Consider the following 19,083-nt stretch of genomic DNA (forward strand, 5'->3'; position numbering starts at 1 on the left):
ATCTCGGTTTCGTTGTCTATCATCCTTGTTCAGGATGAAGCCCTCATACGACGGAGCGGCGACGGCCGATTGCAAACCAGCACGCCTCGTGCAGCCCGACCAATGTCGAAGTGGCGGCAAGGGCCCACCAGAAGTCGACGTCGAACACCGTCAAGGCGATGAGTTGCCCCACCAGCAGGAATCCGAAGAACACCCGCCACAGTCGCGTGCGGCGTCGTTCGACTACGGAGTCCTGATGCTCGACGTAGTCGACCGGGCGCATGGGTTCCACAGGCTTACGGTCTCATGGCCGGGTTCGATGCGGCAATGGCGACGGCAATTTTTGCTCCGCTTCGTTACCGCACAACGCGGTCCCGGCGTGCGATCCCGCAGAGTGGAGCAGTCCGTGCGTCAAGGGGACCTCGGCGTGGTGGAGACGAGGAGAGCGCGGGAGGGGGCATCGCCTAGTCCGCGCACCGAATGCGTTGTATGCGATGGGAAGTGCAGGGCATCGCCGGTGTCCAGCTGAACCTGCTCCGCTCCAATCGTCACCTCTACTGATCCGTCCAACAGGTAGAGCCACTCTTCGCCTGAGTGGCGAGCAATCGGGGCGTCAGCGGTCGGGGGGATGGTCAGCAGCACGGCGTCCAGTCCGGGGTAGCCGCCGGACAGTGTTGTCATTGTGCCGTTAGCGGATTCGTGCGGTGCGTGATCCTGGGATCGGATGAGGTGGAAGTCCCGTGTCGATTCCTCGGCGACGAGTTCGCTCAACGACACCTCGAATACGCGAGCCAACTCGATCAGTGTCCCTACCGAGGATTGGCGTCCGCCGGATTCGATCCTGGACAGCTGGGTGGCGGACAGGCCGATTAGCTCACCTACTGCGGCAAGGGTCCAACCCCGTTCGCGGCGGAGTGTGGCAATTCTGCGCCCGATCCAATTCTCGTCCTCCGGCATGGGTGCACTCTATGCGCTCCGTCGTAGAAAATTACCCCACGGGTAATCTAGATTGCCCACAGGGTTGATTCGATGCGTCATGGCTGCAAGAGTCTGTCTGGTGAACAGGCCACCCGGTTCAGCAGTAGTGCGCGCGAGTCCTGCGACTCCGCTTTCTGCGGTCGGCACCGGGTCAGCGGTGCTGGCCGTCGTACTGCTGGGCCTCAACCTTCGGCTGGTCTTCGGCAGTGCATCGGCGGTGATAACCGAAATTCGCGAGGCCTACCAACTCGGAGCCGGCTCTGCCGCGCTGCTGACCACCGGGCCGGTGGTCTGTCTCGGGATATTCGCCATCGCAGCGGCGCGGATAGTCCGGCGTTGGAGCGTGCCCGCCGTCATCACCGGCTGCTTGCTGCTCGTGCTTCTCGGGACCGCGCTGAGGGGAACACCGTGGTGGCCGGTGCTCGTGGGCGGAACATTGCTCGCAGGCATCGGAATTGCCGTAGCGAACGTTTTGGGCCCGATCCTGGTACGGCTGCTCTTCCCTCATCGGATCGGCCCGATGACCGGCCTGTTCACAGCAATGGTCAGCGCGAGTGCAGGAATCGCATCGGGTGCGACGATCCCGATCGACGATGCGCTGTTTCACAATTGGCGAGCTACGTTGCTCGCTTGGGCATTTCCCGCCGTGCTCGCGGTCTTAGCGTTGACACTGATTACCCTGCGGTACAACAGATTTAGTCAATCTGCACCGGCGACCGTGTCAACATTTCCGCGATGGCAGTCTGAGGTACTGCGCTCACCCGTCGCCTGGGCCGCCACCGGCTTCATGGGCATGCAATCGCTGTTGGCCTATTCGATGATTGCCTGGCTGCCGACCATCTATCGCGACCGAGGGCTGACTGCCGAGCACGCTGGGCTACTACTGACCGCACTGTCTGTTTCGAGTATCGCGACGGCGCTCACCGTCCCGATACTCGCGACTCGTCTACCCCGGCAAAGTGTGCTCGCCGTCGGCGTCGTCGCACTGTCCGTGGCCGGATTGATCGGAGTTTTGACCGCAGGTACCGGTACGGCCGTACTGTGGGCAGTTCTGCTCGGACTCGGTCAGGGAGGACAGCTTTCATTGGCGCTGACGCTGATCAACCTTCGGTCACCGACTGCATCTACCGCCACCAGCTTGTCGTCGATGGCGCAGTCGATCGGCTACCTCGTGGCCGCGCTGGGGCCACTCGCTGCGGGCGCACTCCGCAGCGCAACAGGTTCGTGGACCCTTCCCCTCGTGGCCCTGCTCCTGGTGATGGTTCCGCTGGCACTGTGTGGATGGTGGGCCGGACGGAACGTGCCGGCATCCGAAGACAGGTAATTGGCTGCGCGATAATCGGTCGCCGCGACGCTCCCGGTGTGTCTATGATCACGCAGTGAAGATCGTATCGATCAATGCGTGGGGCGGCGCGATGTACGACGAGCTCGCGGCATGGTTGAAAAGTGTTGATGCAGAGATTATTTGCCTACAAGAGGTCACTCGCACGCCGAATCGATCAGGTTGGGCCACTTTCGCCGACGGTGAGCGCACTCTGCCACAGAGACTGAATCTGTTCGACGACGTTTCGGCCGTGCTCCCAGGTTGGACCCCGTACTTCGTTGCGAACGATTCGGGTCCGGTGACCGGCGGCGACGGTGCCGAGTTGCGTCAGGACTTCGGTATTGCGACGTGGGTACGCGACAATTGTCCGGTCGTCGGGATCGATGCGAGATTCGTTCATTCCAGGTTCGTCGACTACGAGGACTGGAGCGTCGACGACCGCCCACGCGCGGCACTTCGGCTGACGGTGCGAGATCGCATCGGCGACAGGTCCGTCTCGGTAATTCAACTGCACGGTCTTCGAGACCCAGCGGGCAAGCAGGACAATGCAGCTCGCGGAGAACAGGCCCGCATCATGGGCGCGATGGTCGATCAGGCTCAGGTCGTGAGCGATCTGGTGGTGCTGTGCGGCGATCTCAATCTGTTGCCGTCCAGCGAGACCTTCGATCTGCTGCGCGAGCACGGGATGACCGATCTCGTCGGTGAGGCCGATACCCGCGCGTCGAGCTATCCGAAGCCAATCCGCAGTGCCAGTTACCTTTTGGTCTCGTCGACGGGTTCAGTGAAAAGTTTGGAGATCGTCACAGAGCCTGAAGTGTCCGATCACCGAGCGCTGGTGTTGGACATCTGACGCCGATATTGGACGCACGGTTCGATGGAGGCATCGAGTGTTCGGACGCGATCGGATCGAGCAGGACGCTCAATTTCACTCCGTCGGTGCTCGACCCTGGGACACGATGCATTTCGCTGGGATACTGCCCACCATGAAGCGACCGCGACGACATCGCCGTGCTGGTTGCGTCCGGTGTGGGTGAACGTCACGGTGCCCTCGCCAGGGCGGGACCTCGATTCGGACTTGTCCGAGATCACGGTGTCGGCATAAAGCGTATCGAGGTGCAGAGCCTGGGTGTCATCGTCTGGGTAGTGACGGGCGGCGACGTACTCGTTCACGAACCCGTAGCCGTCCTCGATCTGTGTCGCGTCCGGGGATTGTCCGTGCAGCCTCCGCATTTGACCGCGCCGCGTCTCTTGGTGCAGAGGGTGATACGACGGGTCGAGCTCGGTGCGTTCGATCATGTCGGCCAGGTAACAACTCGGCTGCAACGGTGGACAAGTGGGCTCTCGTAAAGAAAAGTTAAAGATCGGCGACGGCACGCCCGAACGACCGCGCAGGACCCGAATCCGACGAACCGTGCCGTCGAGGATGGTGATGGCACACGTGGACACACTTGCCCGTAAACTGGGCCTCAGAACCGACAATCACATCTTTTTCAGCTCAGCAGGATTGACTATCGCGCTGCTGGTGTTGTTCCTCGTCTTTCAGGACTGGGTCGGCAACGCGTTCGGCGTCGGGCGAGAGTGGATCGTCACCAATCTCGGATGGTTCTTCATCATCGGAGTCACGGTCTGGCTGGTGTTTCTGGTCTGGGTTGCCATCAGTAAATACGGTCGCCTGCGGCTCGGGGATGACGACGACAGACCCGAATACTCGAATTTGTCGTGGTTCGCGATGCTGTTCGCGGGCGGCATCGGAACGGTGCTGATGTTCTGGGGCGTCGCGGAGCCGATTTCGCACTTCTCCGCACCGCCCTTCGACGGTGTGGAGCCCTACAGCGTCGAAGCATCCCAGGACGCGATGAGTATCTCTCTCTATCACCTGAGTTTGCACACCTGGGCTATCTTCACGTTGCCGGGGTTAGCCTTCGGATTCTTCATCTACCGCTACAAGTTGCCGATGCGCGTTTCCTCGGTGTTCTATCCGATTCTGAAAGAACGTATCTCGGGGCCGATCGGCAAGACGATTGATGTGTTCGCTGTGCTGGGAACGATCTTCGGATTGGCCGTGTCGTTGGGACTCGGTACGTCTCAGATCAACGCGGGATTGAGCGAGCTCGTCGGACTTCCCGACGCCGTGTGGTCGAAAGTCCTGATCATCGGGGTGCTCACGGCGGTGGCCACGGCCTCCATCGTTGTCGGTTTGGACAAGGGCGTGCGCCGGTTGTCCAATCTGAACATCCTCGTCGCCGTCGGATTGATGATTTTCGTGCTGATCGCGTCGGACACCGTCTTTCTGCTGCGCCAGATATTCGAGAGCTTCGGCAACTACGCGCAGGAGATCGTTCCGTTGTCCTTCTGGAACGACGCTATGGCCGAGTTCACCTCTGATGGAGGGTGGGGCTGGCAGGGCGGTTGGACAGTCTTCTACTGGGCGTGGACCGTGACCTGGGCCCCGTTCATGGGAGTATTTCTGGCCCGCATTTCGCGAGGCCGCACTATCCGCCAGTTCGTCGTGGGAGTCCTGGTCGCGCCGTCGCTGTTCACGCTGGTGTGGTTCGTCGTATTCGGCTGGTCTGCAATGAGAATCGACGGTATCGGGGGTAGCGGAGGTCCGATCTCGGACGCGGTGTCCGAGAGCATTCCGTTGGCAATGTTCACCTTCTTCGAGAATTTTCCAGCTGCCACCTTGATTCAAGGAATCGCAGTGGTCGTCGTGGCCTTGTTCTTCGCGACATCCTCGGACTCGGCATCGCTGGTGGTCGACATGTTGTGCTCGGGCGACGGTGAGGCGGGGCCAGTGCGGCAACGCGTGTTCTGGGGCGTCACCGAAGGCGCGGTGGCTGCCACGCTGATCGTGCTGGGAGGCGAAGCGGGATTGCAAGCGCTGCAACAGGTCATCACCGTGATCGGGCTACCGATCTTCATTCTGGTCTCGCTGATGATCATCGCGTTGGTGATGGGACTGAGAGCCGAAGGGGTCAGGGTGAAACCGCTCACCCGAGAAGAGTTCCGAGAGCACAACGGTCAATCGACCGTCACCGAGTCGGACAAGGTGAGCTCGTCGCCTCTCGCACGTGACTTCGAAGACGCGGACGACCGTACCTAGCCGTTCGATCCGCACTTCGATTGCGGGCCTGCAACTACGGGCCTACGACGGCCTACGCGCGATGATGCGTCGAGCATGCGCGAGTACCGGGGCGTCGACCATCTGCCCACGGAAGGTGAAGACACCACGATTGTGGTCGACGGCCGCGAGGACGGCTGTGGCCCAGTCGATGTCGTCGGCAGAGGGCGCGTAGGCATCGCGAATGACGCGGAGGTGGCTCGGGTGAATGGCAACCTTGCCGTCGAAGCCGACAGCTACGGCGTCGTCGGCTTCGGCGCGCACCCCGTCGAGATCGGGGATGTCGAGGAACACCGAATCCAACGCGAATAACCCACGCGCCTTGGCTGCGAGCAACGTGTGCGACCGAACATGCTGCGCCACAGCGCGGTACATGCCACTTGCGTGTCTGCTCGAATTGCCGCCCATGGCAGCGACCAGATCCTCGGCACCCCACATGGCACCGATCGCGTTGTCGGCGGCGAGTGCGTCGAACACCGTCATCGCACCGAGCGGGGATTCGATCAACGCGACAACGTTCAACGGAGCCAGAGCCGCGACCTGTTCGGCCGATTCACATTTGGGCAACATGACGGTCGTGTACTCGGTCTGTTTCAACGCCTGGAGGTCCGCGGTCTGATCGTCGGTGCCGTGCGCATTGACGCGAACGATGGTGCGCGCCGGATCCAGTGGGGTGGACAGCAGCGACTCCCGCGCACCGGCCTTGTCTGCGGCTCCGACGGCATCCTCGAGGTCGATGATGACGACATCTGCTCGGGCCGCCGCCTTCTCGTATCGCTCGGGTCGATCTGCCGGGCAGAACAACCACGACGGACCGGGAGGAAGCCAGTTCACGACGCGTCCTCCGGTGGTTGCATCCGGACGAGAGTCTTACGGACGGCAACCGCGACGACATCGCCGTGTTGGTTCCGCCCGGTGTGGGTGAACGTCACAATTCCCTCGCCGGGACGAGACTTCGATTCACGTTTGTCCGAGATCACGGTCTCGGCGTACAGGGTGTCGCCGTGAAACAGCGGCTTCGGGAACGAGACCTCCGAGAAGCCCAGGTTCGCCACGATGGTGCCCTGGGTCAACTGCGTCACCGAGAGTCCGACGAGCGTGGAGACGGTGAACATCGAATTGACCAGACGCTCTCCGAAAGACGTCGTCTCACTGTAGGCAGCATCGAGGTGCAGGGCCTGAGTGTTCATCGTCTGGGTGGTGAACAGCGTGTTGTCGGCCTCGGTGATGGTCCGGCCCGGGCGGTGCTCGTAGACGGTGCCGAGTTCCATCTCCTCGAACCACAGGCCACGTTGGCGAATCCGTTTGTCGCTCACAGTCCGAGGCTCCGCGCGATCAGCATCAGCTGGACTTCGGTGGTGCCCTCGCCGATCTCGAGGATCTTGCTGTCGCGGTAGTGACGGGCGACGACGTACTCGTTCATGAAGCCGTAGCCGCCGTGAATCTGCGTCGCATCGCGCGCGTTGTCCATCGCCGCCTCGGAGCCGACGAGCTTGGCGATGGAGGCTGCCTTCTTGAAGGGCTTGCCCGCCAGCATCAGTGCGGCAGCGTCGTAGTACGCCGTCCGAGCGGTGTGCGCCCGGGCCTCCATCCGGGCGATCTTGAACGAGATCGCCTGATTACGGGCGATCGGAGCACCGAAGGCCTCACGCTCCTTGGCGTACTTGACGCTCTCGTCCACGCAACCCTGCGCGGCACCGACCGACACGGCGGCGATCGCGATGCGGCCCTCGTCGAGGATGTGCAGGAAGTTCGCGTACCCGCGGCCTTCCTCTCCGAGCAGATTCTCCTGCGGCACGCGCACATCGGTGAAGCTCAGTGGATGCGTGTCGGACGCATTCCAGCCGACCTTGTTGTAGGCGGCTTCGGCGACGAAACCGGGGGTGTCGGTGGGAACCAAGATCGAGGAGATCTGCTTGCGTCCGGTTGCCTCGTCGACGCCGGTCACCGCGGTGACGGTGACGAGTTCGGTGATGTCGGTACCGGAGTTGGTGATGAATTGCTTGCTGCCGTTGATGATCCAGTCACCGCCGTCGCGCTTGGCTGTGGTCTTGGTGCCGCCGGCGTCGCTACCGGCACCGGGCTCGGTCAGGCCGAACGCAGCCAAGGCCTTGCCCGCCGTCAGCTTGGGTAGCCACTGCTGCTTCTGCTCGTCGTTGCCGAAGCGGTAGACCGGCATGGCACCGAGCGAGACACCGGCCTCGAGCGTCATGGCCACGCTCTGATCGACCTTGCCGAGCTCTTCGAGTGCCAAGCACAGGGCGAAATAGTCGCCGCCCATGCCGCCGAACTCCTCGGGGAAGGGCAGGCCGAACAGGCCCATCTCGGCCATGCCGGCGACGACCTCGTACGGAAACGAGTGCTCGGCATCGTGTTTCGCCGACACCGGCGCGACGACCGTCCTGGTGAAATCGGCAACGGATTTGACCAGCTGCTGGTACTCGTCGGGCAGATTCGCGGACGACAGATGATCGGTCATGATGGGTCCTTCTCGGTGTCGGTGGGAACGATTCGGGCGAGGACCTGGTCGACGCGGACCTGATCCCCCACTGCAACAGTCAGTTCGACGGTGCCGTCGATCGGGGTGGTCAAGGTGTGTTCCATCTTCATCGCCTCGACGACGACGATGGCCGAGCCTGCGGTGACGGTACTGCCGGTGGTTGTTCCGACGGCGATGATCGAACCCGGCATCGGCGAGAGGATTTCGGCGTCACCGGAGTGCGCCTCGTCTTCGCGCACACTGGGCTCGGCGATTCGATCGACCCGCCAGGTGCCCCCGGCACTGGAAATCCAGGTGGCCGAGCCGTTGCGGGCGAACGTCATAGTTTCGCGTCGATCGTCGAGGACCAGATCCACAGCATCTTCGGTCGCCACGGCCCGGAGTGTGCGCGGCGAGCCCTCGTCGACGACGACCGTTGCCGCATCGAGCCTGCCGGTGATGGACACGTGGGCCGTGCGGCCACCGGATGCCAGACGGCGGTGGAACGGAGCGTGCGCTCCCACTCGCCATCCCGACGGCGCGCCCCAGATGTCCTGGCCTGCTGCCTGCCACACATCGAGCCACGCGATAGCGGCCGCGGCGATCAGTGCCTCGTCGGTTGCCTCGGCGGCTGCGAAATCCTCCACGCGGCGGTCGAGCAGTCCGGTATCGAGGTTGCCGGCTCGGACGTCGTTGTCGGCGAGCAGGAATCGTGCGAACTCTATGTTCGTCACGACTCCCAGCACGGCGGTGTCGGCGAGTGCTCGATCGAGCGTGCGCAAGGCAGTGCCGCGGTCGGGGCCGTACGCGATGACTTTCGAGAGCATCGGGTCGTAGTTGCTGCCCACCTCGGTTCCGACGGCGAGTCCGGAGTCGACGCGGATGCCCGTGCCACTGGGTTCGCGTAGTCCGACAACAGTGCCGCCGGTCGGCAGGAATCCGCGGCCGGGATCCTCGGCGTAGACGCGGGCCTCGATGGCGTGTCCGGTCAGCTCTATATCGTCCTGGCTCAGAGTGAGCGCTTCACCGGCAGCTACACGGACCTGCCACTCGACGAGATCGAGGCCGGTGACCATCTCGGTGACCGGGTGCTCGACCTGCAGGCGGGTGTTCATCTCCATGAAGAAGAACTCGTCCGGACTGTCCGCCGAGACGATGAATTCGACTGTGCCCGCGCCGGAATAGTCGACACTGCGAGCGGTGTTGCAGGCGGCCTCCCCGATGCGAGCGCGCGTCGGAGCGTCGAGCAGCGGCGACGGTGCCTCTTCGATGACCTTCTGATGCCGCCGTTGCAGACTGCATTCGCGTTCGCCCAGATGGATGACATTTCCGTGTCCGTCCGCGAGGATCTGAACCTCGATGTGCCGGGGCCGCAGTACGAATCGTTCGAGGAAGAGTGTGTCGTCGCCGAACGACGAGGCCGCTTCACGTCGAGCGCTGATCAGTGCTGCCGGCAGGTCCTCGGCACGTTCGACCAGACGCATACCCTTGCCGCCGCCACCGGCAGACGGTTTGACCAGGACGGGGAAGCCGACGTCGGGCGCACCGGCGATGAGGTCGTCGTCGGACAGTCCGGGTCGGGAGATTCCGGGTACGACGGGGACGCCGAATGCGCTGACGGCAGCCTTCGCAGCAATCTTGTCGCCCATAATCTCAATGGCCTTGGCCGGTGGTCCGAGGAACGCGATTCCCGCTGCGGCACAGGCGGTCGCGAACTCGGAGTTCTCGGACAGGAATCCGTACCCGGGATGAATCGCCTGCGCGCCGGTGGCCTGCGCAGCCGCGATCACCTTGCCGATGTCGAGGTAGCTCTCGCGAGCGTTGGCAGGGCCGAGGCGTACTGCGGTATCGGCTTCGTGGACGTGGCGGGCGTCGGCATCTGCGTCGCTGTAGACGGCGACGGTGCGAATTCCCATGCGACGCAGTGTGCGTGCGACTCGGACGGCGATCTCGCCGCGGTTGGCGATCAGAATGGTGTCGATCATCGTGGTCATGCCTCTCACATCCTGAAAACGCCGTAGGAGACCGGCTCGAGCGGCGCATTGGCGCACGCCGACAGTGCCAGCCCGAGAACCTGCCTGGTGTCGGCCGGGTCGATGATGCCGTCGTCCCAGAGCCGGGCCGTCGAGTAGTAGGGGTTGCCCTGACTTTCGTACTGGTCGCGGATCGGAGCCTTGAACGCTTCCTGGTCCTGGTCACCCCACGGCTTGCCCGCTGCATCGAGCTGGTCGCTGCGCACCGTGGCGAGCACCGATGCGGCCTGCTCGCCGCCCATCACCGAGATGCGGGCGTTGGGCCACATGAACAGGAAGCGGGGCGAATACGCTCTGCCGCACATGGAGTAGTTGCCGGCACCGTAGGAGCCGCCGATGACGACGGTGATCTTGGGGACGCGGGCGCAGGCCACTGCCGTCACCATCTTGGCGCCGTGTTTGGCGATGCCGCCTGCCTCGTAGTCTCGGCCGACCATGAATCCGGACAGATTCTGCAGGAAGACGAGCGGGATGCTGCGCTTGTCGCACAGTTCGATGAAATGTGCGCCCTTCATGGCAGATTCGGCGAACAGGACGCCGTTGTTGGCGATGATTCCGACGGGGTGGCCGTGGAGGTGGGCGAATCCGGTGACGAGTGTCTTGCCGTATTCGGCCTTGAATTCGTCGAATTCGCCTGCATCGACGACGCGGGTGATCACTTCACGCACGTCGTACGGGGTGCGGGGGTCGGTGGGGACGACGTCGTAGATCTCGGTCTGGTCGGCGATGGGTTCACGCGTGCGCACGACGTCCCACGGCCGTGGGGTGCGGGGCCCGAGGGTGGAGACGATGCGGCGGACGCGTCGTAGCGCGTCTCGATCATCGTCTGCGAGATGGTCGGTGACGCCGGAGATCTTCGAATGCAGATCGCCGCCGCCGAGTTCTTCCGCCGTGACGACCTCGCCGGTTGCGGCCTTCACCAGCGGCGGGCCGCCGAGAAAGATGGTGCCTTGGTTTTTCACGATGATGGCTTCGTCGCTCATCGCCGGCACGTATGCGCCGCCTGCGGTGCACGAGCCCATGACCGCCGCGATCTGCGCAATCCCTTTGGCGCTCATCGTCGCCTGGTTGAAGAAGATGCGGCCGAAGTGGTCGCGGTCGGGAAACACCTCGTCCTGACGCGGCAGGAATGCGCCGCCCGAATCGACGAGATAGATGCACGGCAGAGTGTTCTGCAAGGCAATTTCCTGAGCGCGAAGGTGCTTCTTCACCGTCATCGGGTAGTAGGTGCCGCCCTTGACGGTGGCATCGTTGGCGATGATCACGCACTCGCGACCGGAGACGCGGCCGATGCCGGCAATCACGCCGGCTCCGGGGCATTCGTCGTCGTAGAGGCCGTTGGCGGCCAGGGGAGCGATTTCGAGGAATGGGCTGCCAGGATCCAGTAGCTCGTCGACGCGGTCGCGGGGGAGGAGCTTGCCGCGGGCGATATGCCGCTGCCGAGACTTCTCGCTACCGCCGAGGGCTGCGGCGGCGAGCCGTTCGGCGAGTTCGCCGGTGAGTAGCTCGTGATCTGCCCGGTTGGCAGCTGTATCGATCGCCATGAGGTGCACGCCTTAGGGGGTTGGACGCCGGTGTCATAAAAGTTCAGTTAATGGTTGATAACTGACATGATAGTAAACTACGATTAACTGAGTGTCCAGGGTCGAGGGGGTGCAGGAGTTGGAGACGAAGCCGACGACCGTGCGCGAGCAACGCAAGGCCGAGCGTCGACAGCAGTTGCTCGACGCCGCGGCGTCGCTGTTCGCCGATCGCGGGTTCGCGTCGGTACGGCTCGAGGATCTGGGTGCGGCCGTCGGTATCAGCGGCCCGGCCGTCTATCGCCATTTCCCGAACAAGGACGCGGTGCTCGTCGAACTGATGGTCGGGATCTCCGAGTACCTGCTCGACGGCGGTCGCGACGTCATCGGATCCGAAGCGGTCGATGCAAACACGGTGCGGGCTCTGGTCGATTTTCACCTCGACTTCGCCTTCGAGACCCCGGCATTCATTCGAATCCAGGATCGCGACCTGCAGAGCCTGCCCGAGGGCGCGCGCCGCAAAGTGCGGCGCATGCAGCGCGAGTACGTGGAACTGTGGGTCGAGGTGCTGTGTGCCGTCGACCCTGACTTGAACGAAGCCGATGCCCGAACCACGGCGCACGCCGTGTTCGGTCTGATCAACTCGACGCCCTACAGCGCGGGGCGTACGCCGTCACGAAATGCTCGTCCGGTGTTGCGGACAATGGCACTGAGAGCGCTGGGAGTCGGCGTAGAGGTGCACTGACACTCAGAGGACCTGCACCGTGTTCGCGAGGGGCGGGCACGGGAAGAGTAAATTCTCGACGTCGGCGACAATGGCTTCATGACGTCAGAGCTTTTGCGTGCCGAGGTCGGTCGACGGCAGAGTCGATTCACTCTCGACGAGGTTCCCCGTCTGCTGGCGATGGCCGGCTTCATCGGCGCTCTGCATGTGATCGGCTGGGGGCTGTTCACGCACTACAACTCGATCCCGAGCATTCACGGCCTCACCGGAGCCGACGGCACGCTCGTCTACGCCGGGGCCGGTGTGCTGGCCTACACCCTCGGGCTCAGGCACGCGTTCGATGCCGATCACATCGCCGCCATCGACGACACCACCCGCTTCTTGCTGCAAAAGGGTAAGCGGCCGTTGGCCGTCGGGCTCTTCTTCTCCCTGGGGCATTCGACGGTCGTGTTCGTCTTCGTTGCAGCTATTGCCTTCGTCGCATCGCAGGCGTCGGCGTTCCAGGACGCGTTCGCCGGCGTCGGCGGAATCATCGGCACCCTGGTCTCGGGCACGTTCCTGTATCTCATCGCTGCGTTGAACATCGCGGTCCTCGCGGGAATCGTCGGAGTGTGGCGCCGCGCGAAGCGGGGTGAGTTCACCGAAGAAAGTCTCGACGAGTTGCTGGCGAAGCGTGGCTTGATGAATCGCCTGTTCCGTGGTCGCTACGACAAGCTGATCAACCACTCGTGGCAGATGTATCCGCTGGGTCTGCTGTTCGGGTTGGGCTTCGATACCGCCACTCAGGTAGGTCTGCTCGCGATCGCAGGCACGACGGCCATCGCAGGCGGACTGCCGCCGATGGCGATCATCGCGCTGCCGGTCCTGTTCGCCGCGGGTATGACCACGATGGACACGATCGACGGCATCTTCATGTCCAAGGCATACGGCTGGGCGTTCGTGACACCGGTCCGCAAGATCTACTACAACATGACGATGACGGGGCTGTCCGTCTTCGTGGCCCTGGTGATCGGCACGGTGCAGTTGCTGACTCTGCTTGCCGAACAGTTGGAGCTGACCGGCGGGCTGTGGGACGCGTTGGCCGTGATCGATCTCAACCTCGCCGGGCAGCTCGTCGTCGGTACGTTCTTCGTTGTCTGGATCGGTGCGATCGTGTATTACAAGGTGGCACGCATCGACGATCGCGGTGTCCCGAAGGCACACTCACCCGGAATGGAGACCACGTGACGACACGTCACCGGCTCGGCGCTGTGGCACTCACAGCAGCTCTCGTGTCGAGCGTGGCAACCTCGGCGTTGTTCGCTGCGCCGTCGTCTGCTGCACCCGCGATCACGCAGGGCCTCGGAGATGTAGTCTCCACCCGAGATCTGCCCCGAAACCTCTGGATTCCCGGCGCGGCCTCTGCCGAAGTGCTCACCTATGTCACCACCGACACGTTCGGCGACAAGGCTCTGAGTACCGGCACCGTCTTCCTACCGCCGGGCACTGCGCCGGAGGGCGGCTGGCCGGTGATCTCCTGGGCCCACGGAACATCCGGGCTCGGCGACGCGTGCGCGCCGTCGCGGATCGGCCCGACCTATGCCGAGCGAGATCTGCCGTACCTGGCGAACTGGCTCGCACAGGGTTACGCCATCGTCGCCAGTGACTATGCCGGCCTCGGAACGCCTGGATTGTCGACGTATCTCGACGGGCGAACCACCGCCCACAACGTGGTGGACATGGTCAAGGCGGGCCGCAACTACAGCGAGGACCTGTCACGATCCTGGGTGGCCGTCGGCCAATCTCAGGGCGGCGGCGCAGCGATATACACCGCTCGTTACGCGACCGAATTCGGCGGCCCCGATCTCGACTACCGCGGAGCGGTCGGTACCGGAACTCCCGCATACATCGAGAAGTTGGTCTCGATCGGTGGTCCGGGCGTTCCGCCGGTGGAACTACCGTCGGGCCTGACCGCCTATGTCGCGTACATCGGGGCTTCACTGCGCTACGCGCATCCCGAACTCGGGCTGGACAACATCCTCACTCCAGTGGGAAAGAAGTACGCAGACCTGGCCGAGACGACGTGCGTCTCGGATTTCGAGGCACAACTCGACGGTGTGACGATCGGCGACTTCTTCACCGCGCCACTGACCGGCCTGCCCAACTTCACTGCCGTACTCGACGACTACATGGCGATGCCCGAAAAAGGTTTCGACAAGCCCTTCTTCATGGGCAACGGCGTGCAGGACATCGACGTCCCGTTCCCGACCACCGCCGCCTACGTCGCCCTTCTCACGGCCAACGGTCAGCCGGTGACGTTTCGGGCTTACAACACCGACCACAGTGGAGCCTTCGTCCAGTCGCAGGCCGATACGATTCCGTTCGTGGCACAGTTGTTTCACTGAAACGCAGGTGTTCCGCTAATTCGACGGGCGCTTGCTGGGCAGTCCGTATGCGCGGGCCGTGAACTTTTCCAGCACGGTGCGCGGCAGCAATCGCTGAGCGAGGAATACTGCCGGAGCATTGCTGCCCACAGCGTAGATCGGCAGAGTCTTCTTGTCCTCGACCGCTCTCAACACTGTGGTGGCAACCGTCTCGGCCGTAATGCCCTCGGCCTCTTTGGCGTCGAGCTTGGCGATCACCGTGGTGAAGTCGCGCAGATACGGCGAATGCGGGCCACAGTACTTTGTTCGACGAGCTGAAAGTCCGGTGTCGATCGAGCCGGGTTCGACTGTGGTGATGTCGATTCCGTACGGCTCGAGCTCGAAGCGTGCTGCAGTCGAGAACCCCTTGATCGCCGCCTTGGTGGCGGCGTACGAGGAACGGTAGGCCAGCGGGAAGCTTGCCAGCATCGACCCGATGTTGACGATCTTCCCGCGGCGTCGCTCGCGCATGCCCGGCAACACTGCCTGAGTCAGCTCGACAGCACCGAACACGTTGAGCTGGAAGAGCCGGGTGATGGCGTCGATGGGCAGCTCTTCGAGTGGGCCGCACTGACTCTCGCCAGCGTTGTTGATCAGTACGTCCACCTCGAGGTCGCCGATGCCGTCCACGAAGGCTCGGATGGACGACGAGTCCGTCAGGTCCAGATCCCGGTAGTCGACTCCGGGGATCGGATCGACCACGGCGCCGCTGTTACGGCTCGTGCCGATGACCCGGTAGCTGCGAGCGATCAGAAGTTCGGCGACGGCCTGGCCGATGCCGGACGTCGCTCCGGTAACAATTGCAGTCTTCATCTCCGCCTTTTCGTTGCAGTGCGAGTTGCAGTGCCAGCTGCACTGCGATGTGCCGCCGGTGCCGACGCGGTCGGCGCGGTCGGTGTCGGGCGTTCCGTCGTGCGTTCCGTCGTGCGCAGGGTGGTGCTCGGCACCACAGTGTGTAGCGACGGCACCGACTTGCTTGCAGCCATCACTGTCCGGTCCGGACGCACGATCGCCGCGACGGCGTGACCGTGTGAGAGCCACTGTCCGAGATCGGACGATGCCGCTACCTCGACCACCGCCGCGCCGCGCCGCTCGACCTCGCGTCGCTGCTCGATGGTCAGGGGTGTCGAGGAGACGAGCAGGAACTGTCCCGGAGCCACGTCGTCCAGGCGAGCTCCGCTGTCCACGATGCTGTTGGGGCAGAGTTTTCCAGGGAGAGTGCGAATCGGTCCACGCGATCGCAGCACGAACTGCGATCGGGTGAGCGACGGCGTGGTGCTGGCGGTCGCCTTTGCCCCGATGAACGGCAGGCGACCGAGAGCAGGAGCGATAGTGGTCCGCATGATGCCGGTGAGCTTGCTCCCGCCGGTCATGGCCCATCCGATCGCCACGGCCAGCTCGATCATGGCCTTGGCGTGCGTCTTTCGCTCGATCTCGTAGCTGTCCAGTGCAGAGTCGTGCACGTGTCCGTCGAGTGCGCCCACCAGCTTCCACACCAGGTTACGAGCATCGCGCACACCCGCACCCATACCTTGGCCGATGAACGGCGGGGTCAGGTGTGCGGCGTCTCCGAGAACGAAGACCCGGCGATCACGCCATCGATCGGCCACCTGTGCTCGGAAGGTGTACTCGGCGCTGCGAATCAGCTTCATCTCCGGGATCTCGGCCGAGGTGAACCACGGTGCGATCAGAGGGTGGATGGCCGAGAGATCGGTGAACTCGTCGAGGGTCTCGTTGTCGAGTAACTGGAACTCCCAGCGATAACGGGTGGTTCCGATGCGCATGTACGTCGCCGATCGCTCGGAATCGCACACCTGATGCACACCGTCCCACTGATCGAGGTCGACGTCGGTCTCGATATCGATCACCAACCACCGCTGCTCGAAACCGAGGTCCTGCATCTTCGAGCCGATGGACCTGCGCACCACACTGTTGGCACCGTCGCAACCGAGGACGTAGTCGGCTGTTACCCAGTGCGGCGTCGCATCCTCGGTGGAGTTGTACGAGACTCGAACGCCGTCCTTCAGATTCTGCACATCGGTGATCTCGCATCCGCCGCGCATCTCCACGAGGTCGTAGCGGGAGACGTGAGATCGCATGAGCCGTTCGAGATCAGGTTGGTCGAACATGTTGGCCTGCGGATACCCGTGCGGTCGGTCGTCCGGGTCGCGCTCGAACTCGGCAAGGGTACGAATCTCTTTGGTGCACAACCGTAATCCGCGTCCGGGACGTGAGATAGCCGCGAAGTCCTCGCCCAGGCCGAGGTCGTCGAGGATGCGGTACACCTCGTCGTCGAGGTGCACTGCGCGTGGCTGTGGATAGACGTCCTCCCATCGGTCCAGGACGAGAGTGGGAACGCCGTAGCGGGCCAGCAGCAGTGCAGCGGTCATTCCCGTCGGCCCCGCACCGATGATCACCACCCGACGGTGCGCGCCGTCGGACTCGTGTCCGGTCATCGGTAGGAGACCCGGGTGCGCTGAACCCCCAGATCCAGGGCTCCGTCGGGAGTCGAGCTGGTCAGTTCGAGGACGTCGCCGTCCTGCAGGAAGTCGGGGTTCTTGGCCTGCTTCTTGAAGAAGACCTTCCATTTGACCGACGGCGGAATGAGAGCGCCGATCATCTCGATCGGCTTGGCCGGGGCTTTGAGTGCGGTACCGCCGGGCGTGCCGGTGAGCAACAGGTCGCCGGGATCGATGCGCTGGAACCTGCTCAACGCTGCCAGCGATTCGACCGGCCGGAAGATCATGTCTGCGACCGTGCTGTCCTGTCGCACAGTGCCGTTGACTCGCAGCGTCAACGTGAGCTCACCGAATCGATCGAACTCGTCGCTCTCCAGAAGTACCAGCCGCGGCCCGACCGGAGTGAACGTGGGGTACGACTTACCCTCGTAGAACTGGGTTTTGGGCAACTGCACGTCTCGCGCGGAGACGTCGTTGGTGATCACGAGGCCCGCCACGTACTCGGCCACGTTGGAGGCGTCGATCTTGGTTCCGACGGTGAGGGTCTTGCCGAACACCAGGCCGATTTCGATCTCGTAGTCGAGCAGCTTCACGTGTGGTGGCTTGACGATGTCGTCGGTCGGTCCGCTGATGGATCCCGAGGTCTTACGGAAGAAGGTCAGCGGCACTGTGTCGGGGTTCATGCCCGAATCCTTGACGTGTGAGACGAAATTGGTCATGTTCGCCATCACTCGGCAGGGTGCGGTGACCGGGGAGATCAGCGACAACGTTTCCACTGCAACAACGTCGGTGCCGGTGCGAGCCGCCTCGATGGCAGGCCGGTCGGCGAGAAGTTCGGCGGTGGTGGTCGCGGAGGTGTCGATGCGCGACGCTCCGGCCGGGGTCTCGACCCACCAGGCGTCGGAGGTGCGGAGTACAGCGATGCTCATGAGGATGCCACTTTCATCAGGCCACGAAGGCGCTCGGTGTCGAACTCGTTGTCGTTGCGCAGCGAGGAGAGGATGGATTTCAATTCGTGCAATGACGCTCTGCTGGGGGAGATTCCGAGGAAGTCCTTGGACGCCGGCGGTCCCCACTGGGCCAGACCGGACGCGGTCATCGGTGCCCAGCCGGGCTCGAGGGAGCTGTCGAACATGTCTCCGTCACTGAAATGTTCCACCAGGAATCCGTCGGGATCGCGCCAGTAGTCGAAGATCTGGCTGCCCTGGATGTGCCTGCCGATGCCCCACGAATGCCGATAGCCGCGCTGGGTCAGGAACTCGCCACCGGCGGCGATGGCATCGAGATCGGAGACCTGGTACGCCGAGTGCACATAGCGATCGGACGGCCCGAGCGTCATCGCGAGCGTGTGGTGATCGGACGGGGTGCTGCCCCGATCGCACCGGATGAAGCTCATCACCGGTCCGCGCTCGCGCTGGCCGTCGTAGTAGAGAAAATCGCTGACGATCAATCCGAGGTGATGCAGGTACCAGGTCAGATTCTCGAGGTAGTCGATGCGCTGGAGCACCACGTGCCCGAGACGTTGAACCCGGGCCGGCTGACGCGGCGGACGCTGGGTCGCGTTCAGCCGGTAGTGCGGATCGCCGAAGTTGTACGTGTGTACGTCCTGCCCCGGCAGCTCCGGGTGCTCGGTGTAGCCGGATACGACCTGGACCGGTTGTCCGCCCGGGTCGGTGAGTGTGACGACGATGCCGCCGAGCGTGTCGGGGAGTCGCTGCACCCGCTGCCCGGTGGCCTCGGCGAGTCGAACCACGTCGGCGTCCTCGGCGGCGGCGAAGGCCGCGCCCACGAATCGCGTGCGCTTGCCTCGGCGGATGATCACGCAGGGGGCACCGACCTGTGTCCCGCGGAGGTGAATCTCCTCCGGAGTACGCAAAGAAACGGTGAATCCGAATGCCACCGCGAACGCCTCGGCCTTGACCAGATCCGGCTTGCGGAATTCCAACCATGCAATGTCGCGGACCTTGATGATCGGATCGGTGTCGCGCCCCGGGTGTTCGCCAGGCAATGCGCCCTGGTCCACGTGCATGTCCTTGTGGCCGTCGACGTCCTGTGCCATTGAGC

At 63.5% G+C, this 19,083-nt stretch carries 17 protein-coding genes and 1 pseudogene; 6 read left to right on the plus strand and 12 right to left on the minus strand.

Going from position 1 to position 19,083, the window contains the following annotated elements; genetic code table 11:
* Positions 1–43: 43 nt before the first annotated feature.
* Together RHODMAR_RS05695 and RHODMAR_RS05700 are read right to left on the minus strand one after the other, a co-directional pair.
* A complete protein-coding gene (locus RHODMAR_RS05695; RefSeq protein ID WP_157225997.1) occupies positions 44–271 on the minus strand; it encodes a hypothetical protein in 228 nt (75 codons plus the stop codon).
* A gap of 119 nt (positions 272–390) precedes the next feature.
* Entirely contained in the window at positions 391–936 is a 546-nt protein-coding gene (locus RHODMAR_RS05700; RefSeq protein ID WP_008712245.1) for a helix-turn-helix domain-containing protein, read from the minus strand.
* A gap of 100 nt (positions 937–1,036) precedes the next feature.
* Between RHODMAR_RS05700 and RHODMAR_RS05705 the strand changes: the two genes are divergently transcribed.
* A complete protein-coding gene (locus tag RHODMAR_RS05705) occupies positions 1,037–2,281 on the plus strand; it encodes an MFS transporter (protein WP_157225998.1) in 1,245 nt (414 codons plus the stop codon).
* A gap of 55 nt (positions 2,282–2,336) precedes the next feature.
* Positions 2,337–3,131 (plus strand): endonuclease/exonuclease/phosphatase family protein, encoded by a 795-nt coding sequence (locus RHODMAR_RS05710; protein WP_008712248.1) that lies wholly within the window; start codon positions 2,337–2,339, stop codon positions 3,129–3,131.
* Between the two features lie 134 nt (positions 3,132–3,265).
* Here the strand turns inward: RHODMAR_RS05710 and RHODMAR_RS28945 are convergent.
* Positions 3,266–3,397: pseudogene (locus RHODMAR_RS28945) on the minus strand (MaoC family dehydratase); the annotation flags it as partial.
* A gap of 313 nt (positions 3,398–3,710) precedes the next feature.
* Here RHODMAR_RS28945 and RHODMAR_RS05720 point away from each other — a divergent pair.
* Entirely contained in the window at positions 3,711–5,384 is a 1,674-nt protein-coding gene (locus RHODMAR_RS05720) for a BCCT family transporter (protein WP_008712252.1), read from the plus strand.
* A 42-nt stretch (positions 5,385–5,426) separates the two neighbouring features.
* Here RHODMAR_RS05720 and RHODMAR_RS05725 read toward each other — a convergent pair whose 3' ends face one another.
* The 5 genes from RHODMAR_RS05725 to RHODMAR_RS05745 are packed head-to-tail and all read right to left on the minus strand — an operon-like array spanning position 5,427 to position 11,458.
* Entirely contained in the window at positions 5,427–6,236 is an 810-nt protein-coding gene (locus RHODMAR_RS05725; RefSeq protein ID WP_008712254.1) for an HpcH/HpaI aldolase/citrate lyase family protein, read from the minus strand.
* On the minus strand, positions 6,233–6,718 hold the full coding sequence (locus RHODMAR_RS05730; protein ID WP_008712256.1) for a MaoC family dehydratase: 486 nt from the start codon (positions 6,716–6,718) through the stop codon (positions 6,233–6,235). The genes RHODMAR_RS05725 and RHODMAR_RS05730 overlap by 4 nt, the downstream gene beginning before the upstream one ends.
* Positions 6,715–7,881, minus strand: coding sequence for an acyl-CoA dehydrogenase family protein (locus RHODMAR_RS05735; RefSeq protein WP_008712258.1), 1,167 nt, complete (start codon positions 7,879–7,881; stop codon positions 6,715–6,717). Before RHODMAR_RS05735 ends, RHODMAR_RS05730 begins: the two co-directional genes overlap by 4 nt.
* Positions 7,878–9,875 carry an acetyl/propionyl/methylcrotonyl-CoA carboxylase subunit alpha gene (locus RHODMAR_RS05740; RefSeq protein ID WP_008712259.1) on the minus strand — a complete coding sequence of 666 codons (1,998 nt, stop codon included), beginning with the start codon at positions 9,873–9,875 and terminating at the stop codon, positions 7,878–7,880. Before RHODMAR_RS05740 ends, RHODMAR_RS05735 begins: the two co-directional genes overlap by 4 nt.
* A 5-nt stretch (positions 9,876–9,880) precedes the next feature.
* Complete coding sequence (locus tag RHODMAR_RS05745) at positions 9,881–11,458, minus strand: carboxyl transferase domain-containing protein (RefSeq protein ID WP_008712261.1); 1,578 nt, start codon at positions 11,456–11,458, stop codon at positions 9,881–9,883.
* A 91-nt stretch (positions 11,459–11,549) separates the two neighbouring features.
* On the opposite strand from RHODMAR_RS05745, the gene RHODMAR_RS05750 reads away from it, so the two are divergent.
* The 3 genes from RHODMAR_RS05750 to RHODMAR_RS05760 all read left to right on the plus strand — a co-directional run bounded on the left by RHODMAR_RS05750 (position 11,550) and on the right by RHODMAR_RS05760 (position 14,542).
* On the plus strand, positions 11,550–12,179 hold the full coding sequence (locus RHODMAR_RS05750; RefSeq protein WP_008712263.1) for an SACE_7040 family transcriptional regulator: 630 nt from the start codon (positions 11,550–11,552) through the stop codon (positions 12,177–12,179).
* Between the two features lie 78 nt (positions 12,180–12,257).
* Entirely contained in the window at positions 12,258–13,385 is a 1,128-nt protein-coding gene (locus RHODMAR_RS05755; RefSeq protein WP_008712265.1) for a HoxN/HupN/NixA family nickel/cobalt transporter, read from the plus strand.
* Entirely contained in the window at positions 13,382–14,542 is a 1,161-nt protein-coding gene (locus RHODMAR_RS05760) for a lipase family protein (RefSeq protein ID WP_008712267.1), read from the plus strand. Before RHODMAR_RS05755 ends, RHODMAR_RS05760 begins: the two co-directional genes overlap by 4 nt.
* Before the next feature lie 15 nt (positions 14,543–14,557).
* On the opposite strand, the gene RHODMAR_RS05765 is transcribed toward RHODMAR_RS05760, so the two are convergent.
* The 4 genes from RHODMAR_RS05765 to RHODMAR_RS05780 are packed head-to-tail and all read right to left on the minus strand — an operon-like array spanning position 14,558 to position 19,078.
* Positions 14,558–15,373, minus strand: coding sequence for an SDR family oxidoreductase (locus tag RHODMAR_RS05765; protein WP_008712269.1), 816 nt, complete (start codon positions 15,371–15,373; stop codon positions 14,558–14,560).
* Entirely contained in the window at positions 15,370–17,016 is a 1,647-nt protein-coding gene (gene mhpA, locus RHODMAR_RS05770; protein WP_008712271.1) for a bifunctional 3-(3-hydroxy-phenyl)propionate/3-hydroxycinnamic acid hydroxylase MhpA, read from the minus strand. Before mhpA ends, RHODMAR_RS05765 begins: the two co-directional genes overlap by 4 nt.
* Positions 17,013–17,948 carry a fumarylacetoacetate hydrolase family protein gene (locus RHODMAR_RS05775; protein WP_008712273.1) on the minus strand — a complete coding sequence of 312 codons (936 nt, stop codon included), beginning with the start codon at positions 17,946–17,948 and terminating at the stop codon, positions 17,013–17,015. Before RHODMAR_RS05775 ends, mhpA begins: the two co-directional genes overlap by 4 nt.
* Positions 17,945–19,078, minus strand: a complete 1,134-nt coding sequence (locus RHODMAR_RS05780) for a VOC family protein (RefSeq protein ID WP_008712274.1) — start codon at positions 19,076–19,078, stop codon at positions 17,945–17,947. The genes RHODMAR_RS05775 and RHODMAR_RS05780 overlap by 4 nt, the downstream gene beginning before the upstream one ends.
* Between the last annotated feature and the right edge of the window lie 5 nt (positions 19,079–19,083).

This window comes from Rhodococcus sp. AW25M09, assembly GCF_000333955.1.
Classification (GTDB): Bacteria; Actinomycetota; Actinomycetes; order Mycobacteriales; family Mycobacteriaceae; genus Rhodococcoides.

Coding starts and splice junctions, on each gene's coding strand:
- RHODMAR_RS05780 (WP_008712274.1), bottom strand. CDS start 19,078: ATGGCACAGGACGTCGACGGCCACAAGGACATGCACGTGGACCAGGGC.
- RHODMAR_RS05735 (WP_008712258.1), bottom strand. CDS start 7,881: ATGACCGATCATCTGTCGTCCGCGAATCTGCCCGACGAGTACCAGCAG.
- RHODMAR_RS05700 (WP_008712245.1), bottom strand. CDS start 936: ATGCCGGAGGACGAGAATTGGATCGGGCGCAGAATTGCCACACTCCGC.
- mhpA (WP_008712271.1), bottom strand. CDS start 17,016: ATGACCGGACACGAGTCCGACGGCGCGCACCGTCGGGTGGTGATCATC.
- RHODMAR_RS05720 (WP_008712252.1), top strand. CDS start 3,711: ATGGCACACGTGGACACACTTGCCCGTAAACTGGGCCTCAGAACCGAC.
- RHODMAR_RS05745 (WP_008712261.1), bottom strand. CDS start 11,458: ATGGCGATCGATACAGCTGCCAACCGGGCAGATCACGAGCTACTCACC.
- RHODMAR_RS05765 (WP_008712269.1), bottom strand. CDS start 15,373: ATGAAGACTGCAATTGTTACCGGAGCGACGTCCGGCATCGGCCAGGCC.
- RHODMAR_RS05755 (WP_008712265.1), top strand. CDS start 12,258: ATGACGTCAGAGCTTTTGCGTGCCGAGGTCGGTCGACGGCAGAGTCGA.
- RHODMAR_RS05775 (WP_008712273.1), bottom strand. CDS start 17,948: ATGAGCATCGCTGTACTCCGCACCTCCGACGCCTGGTGGGTCGAGACC.
- RHODMAR_RS05740 (WP_008712259.1), bottom strand. CDS start 9,875: ATGACCACGATGATCGACACCATTCTGATCGCCAACCGCGGCGAGATC.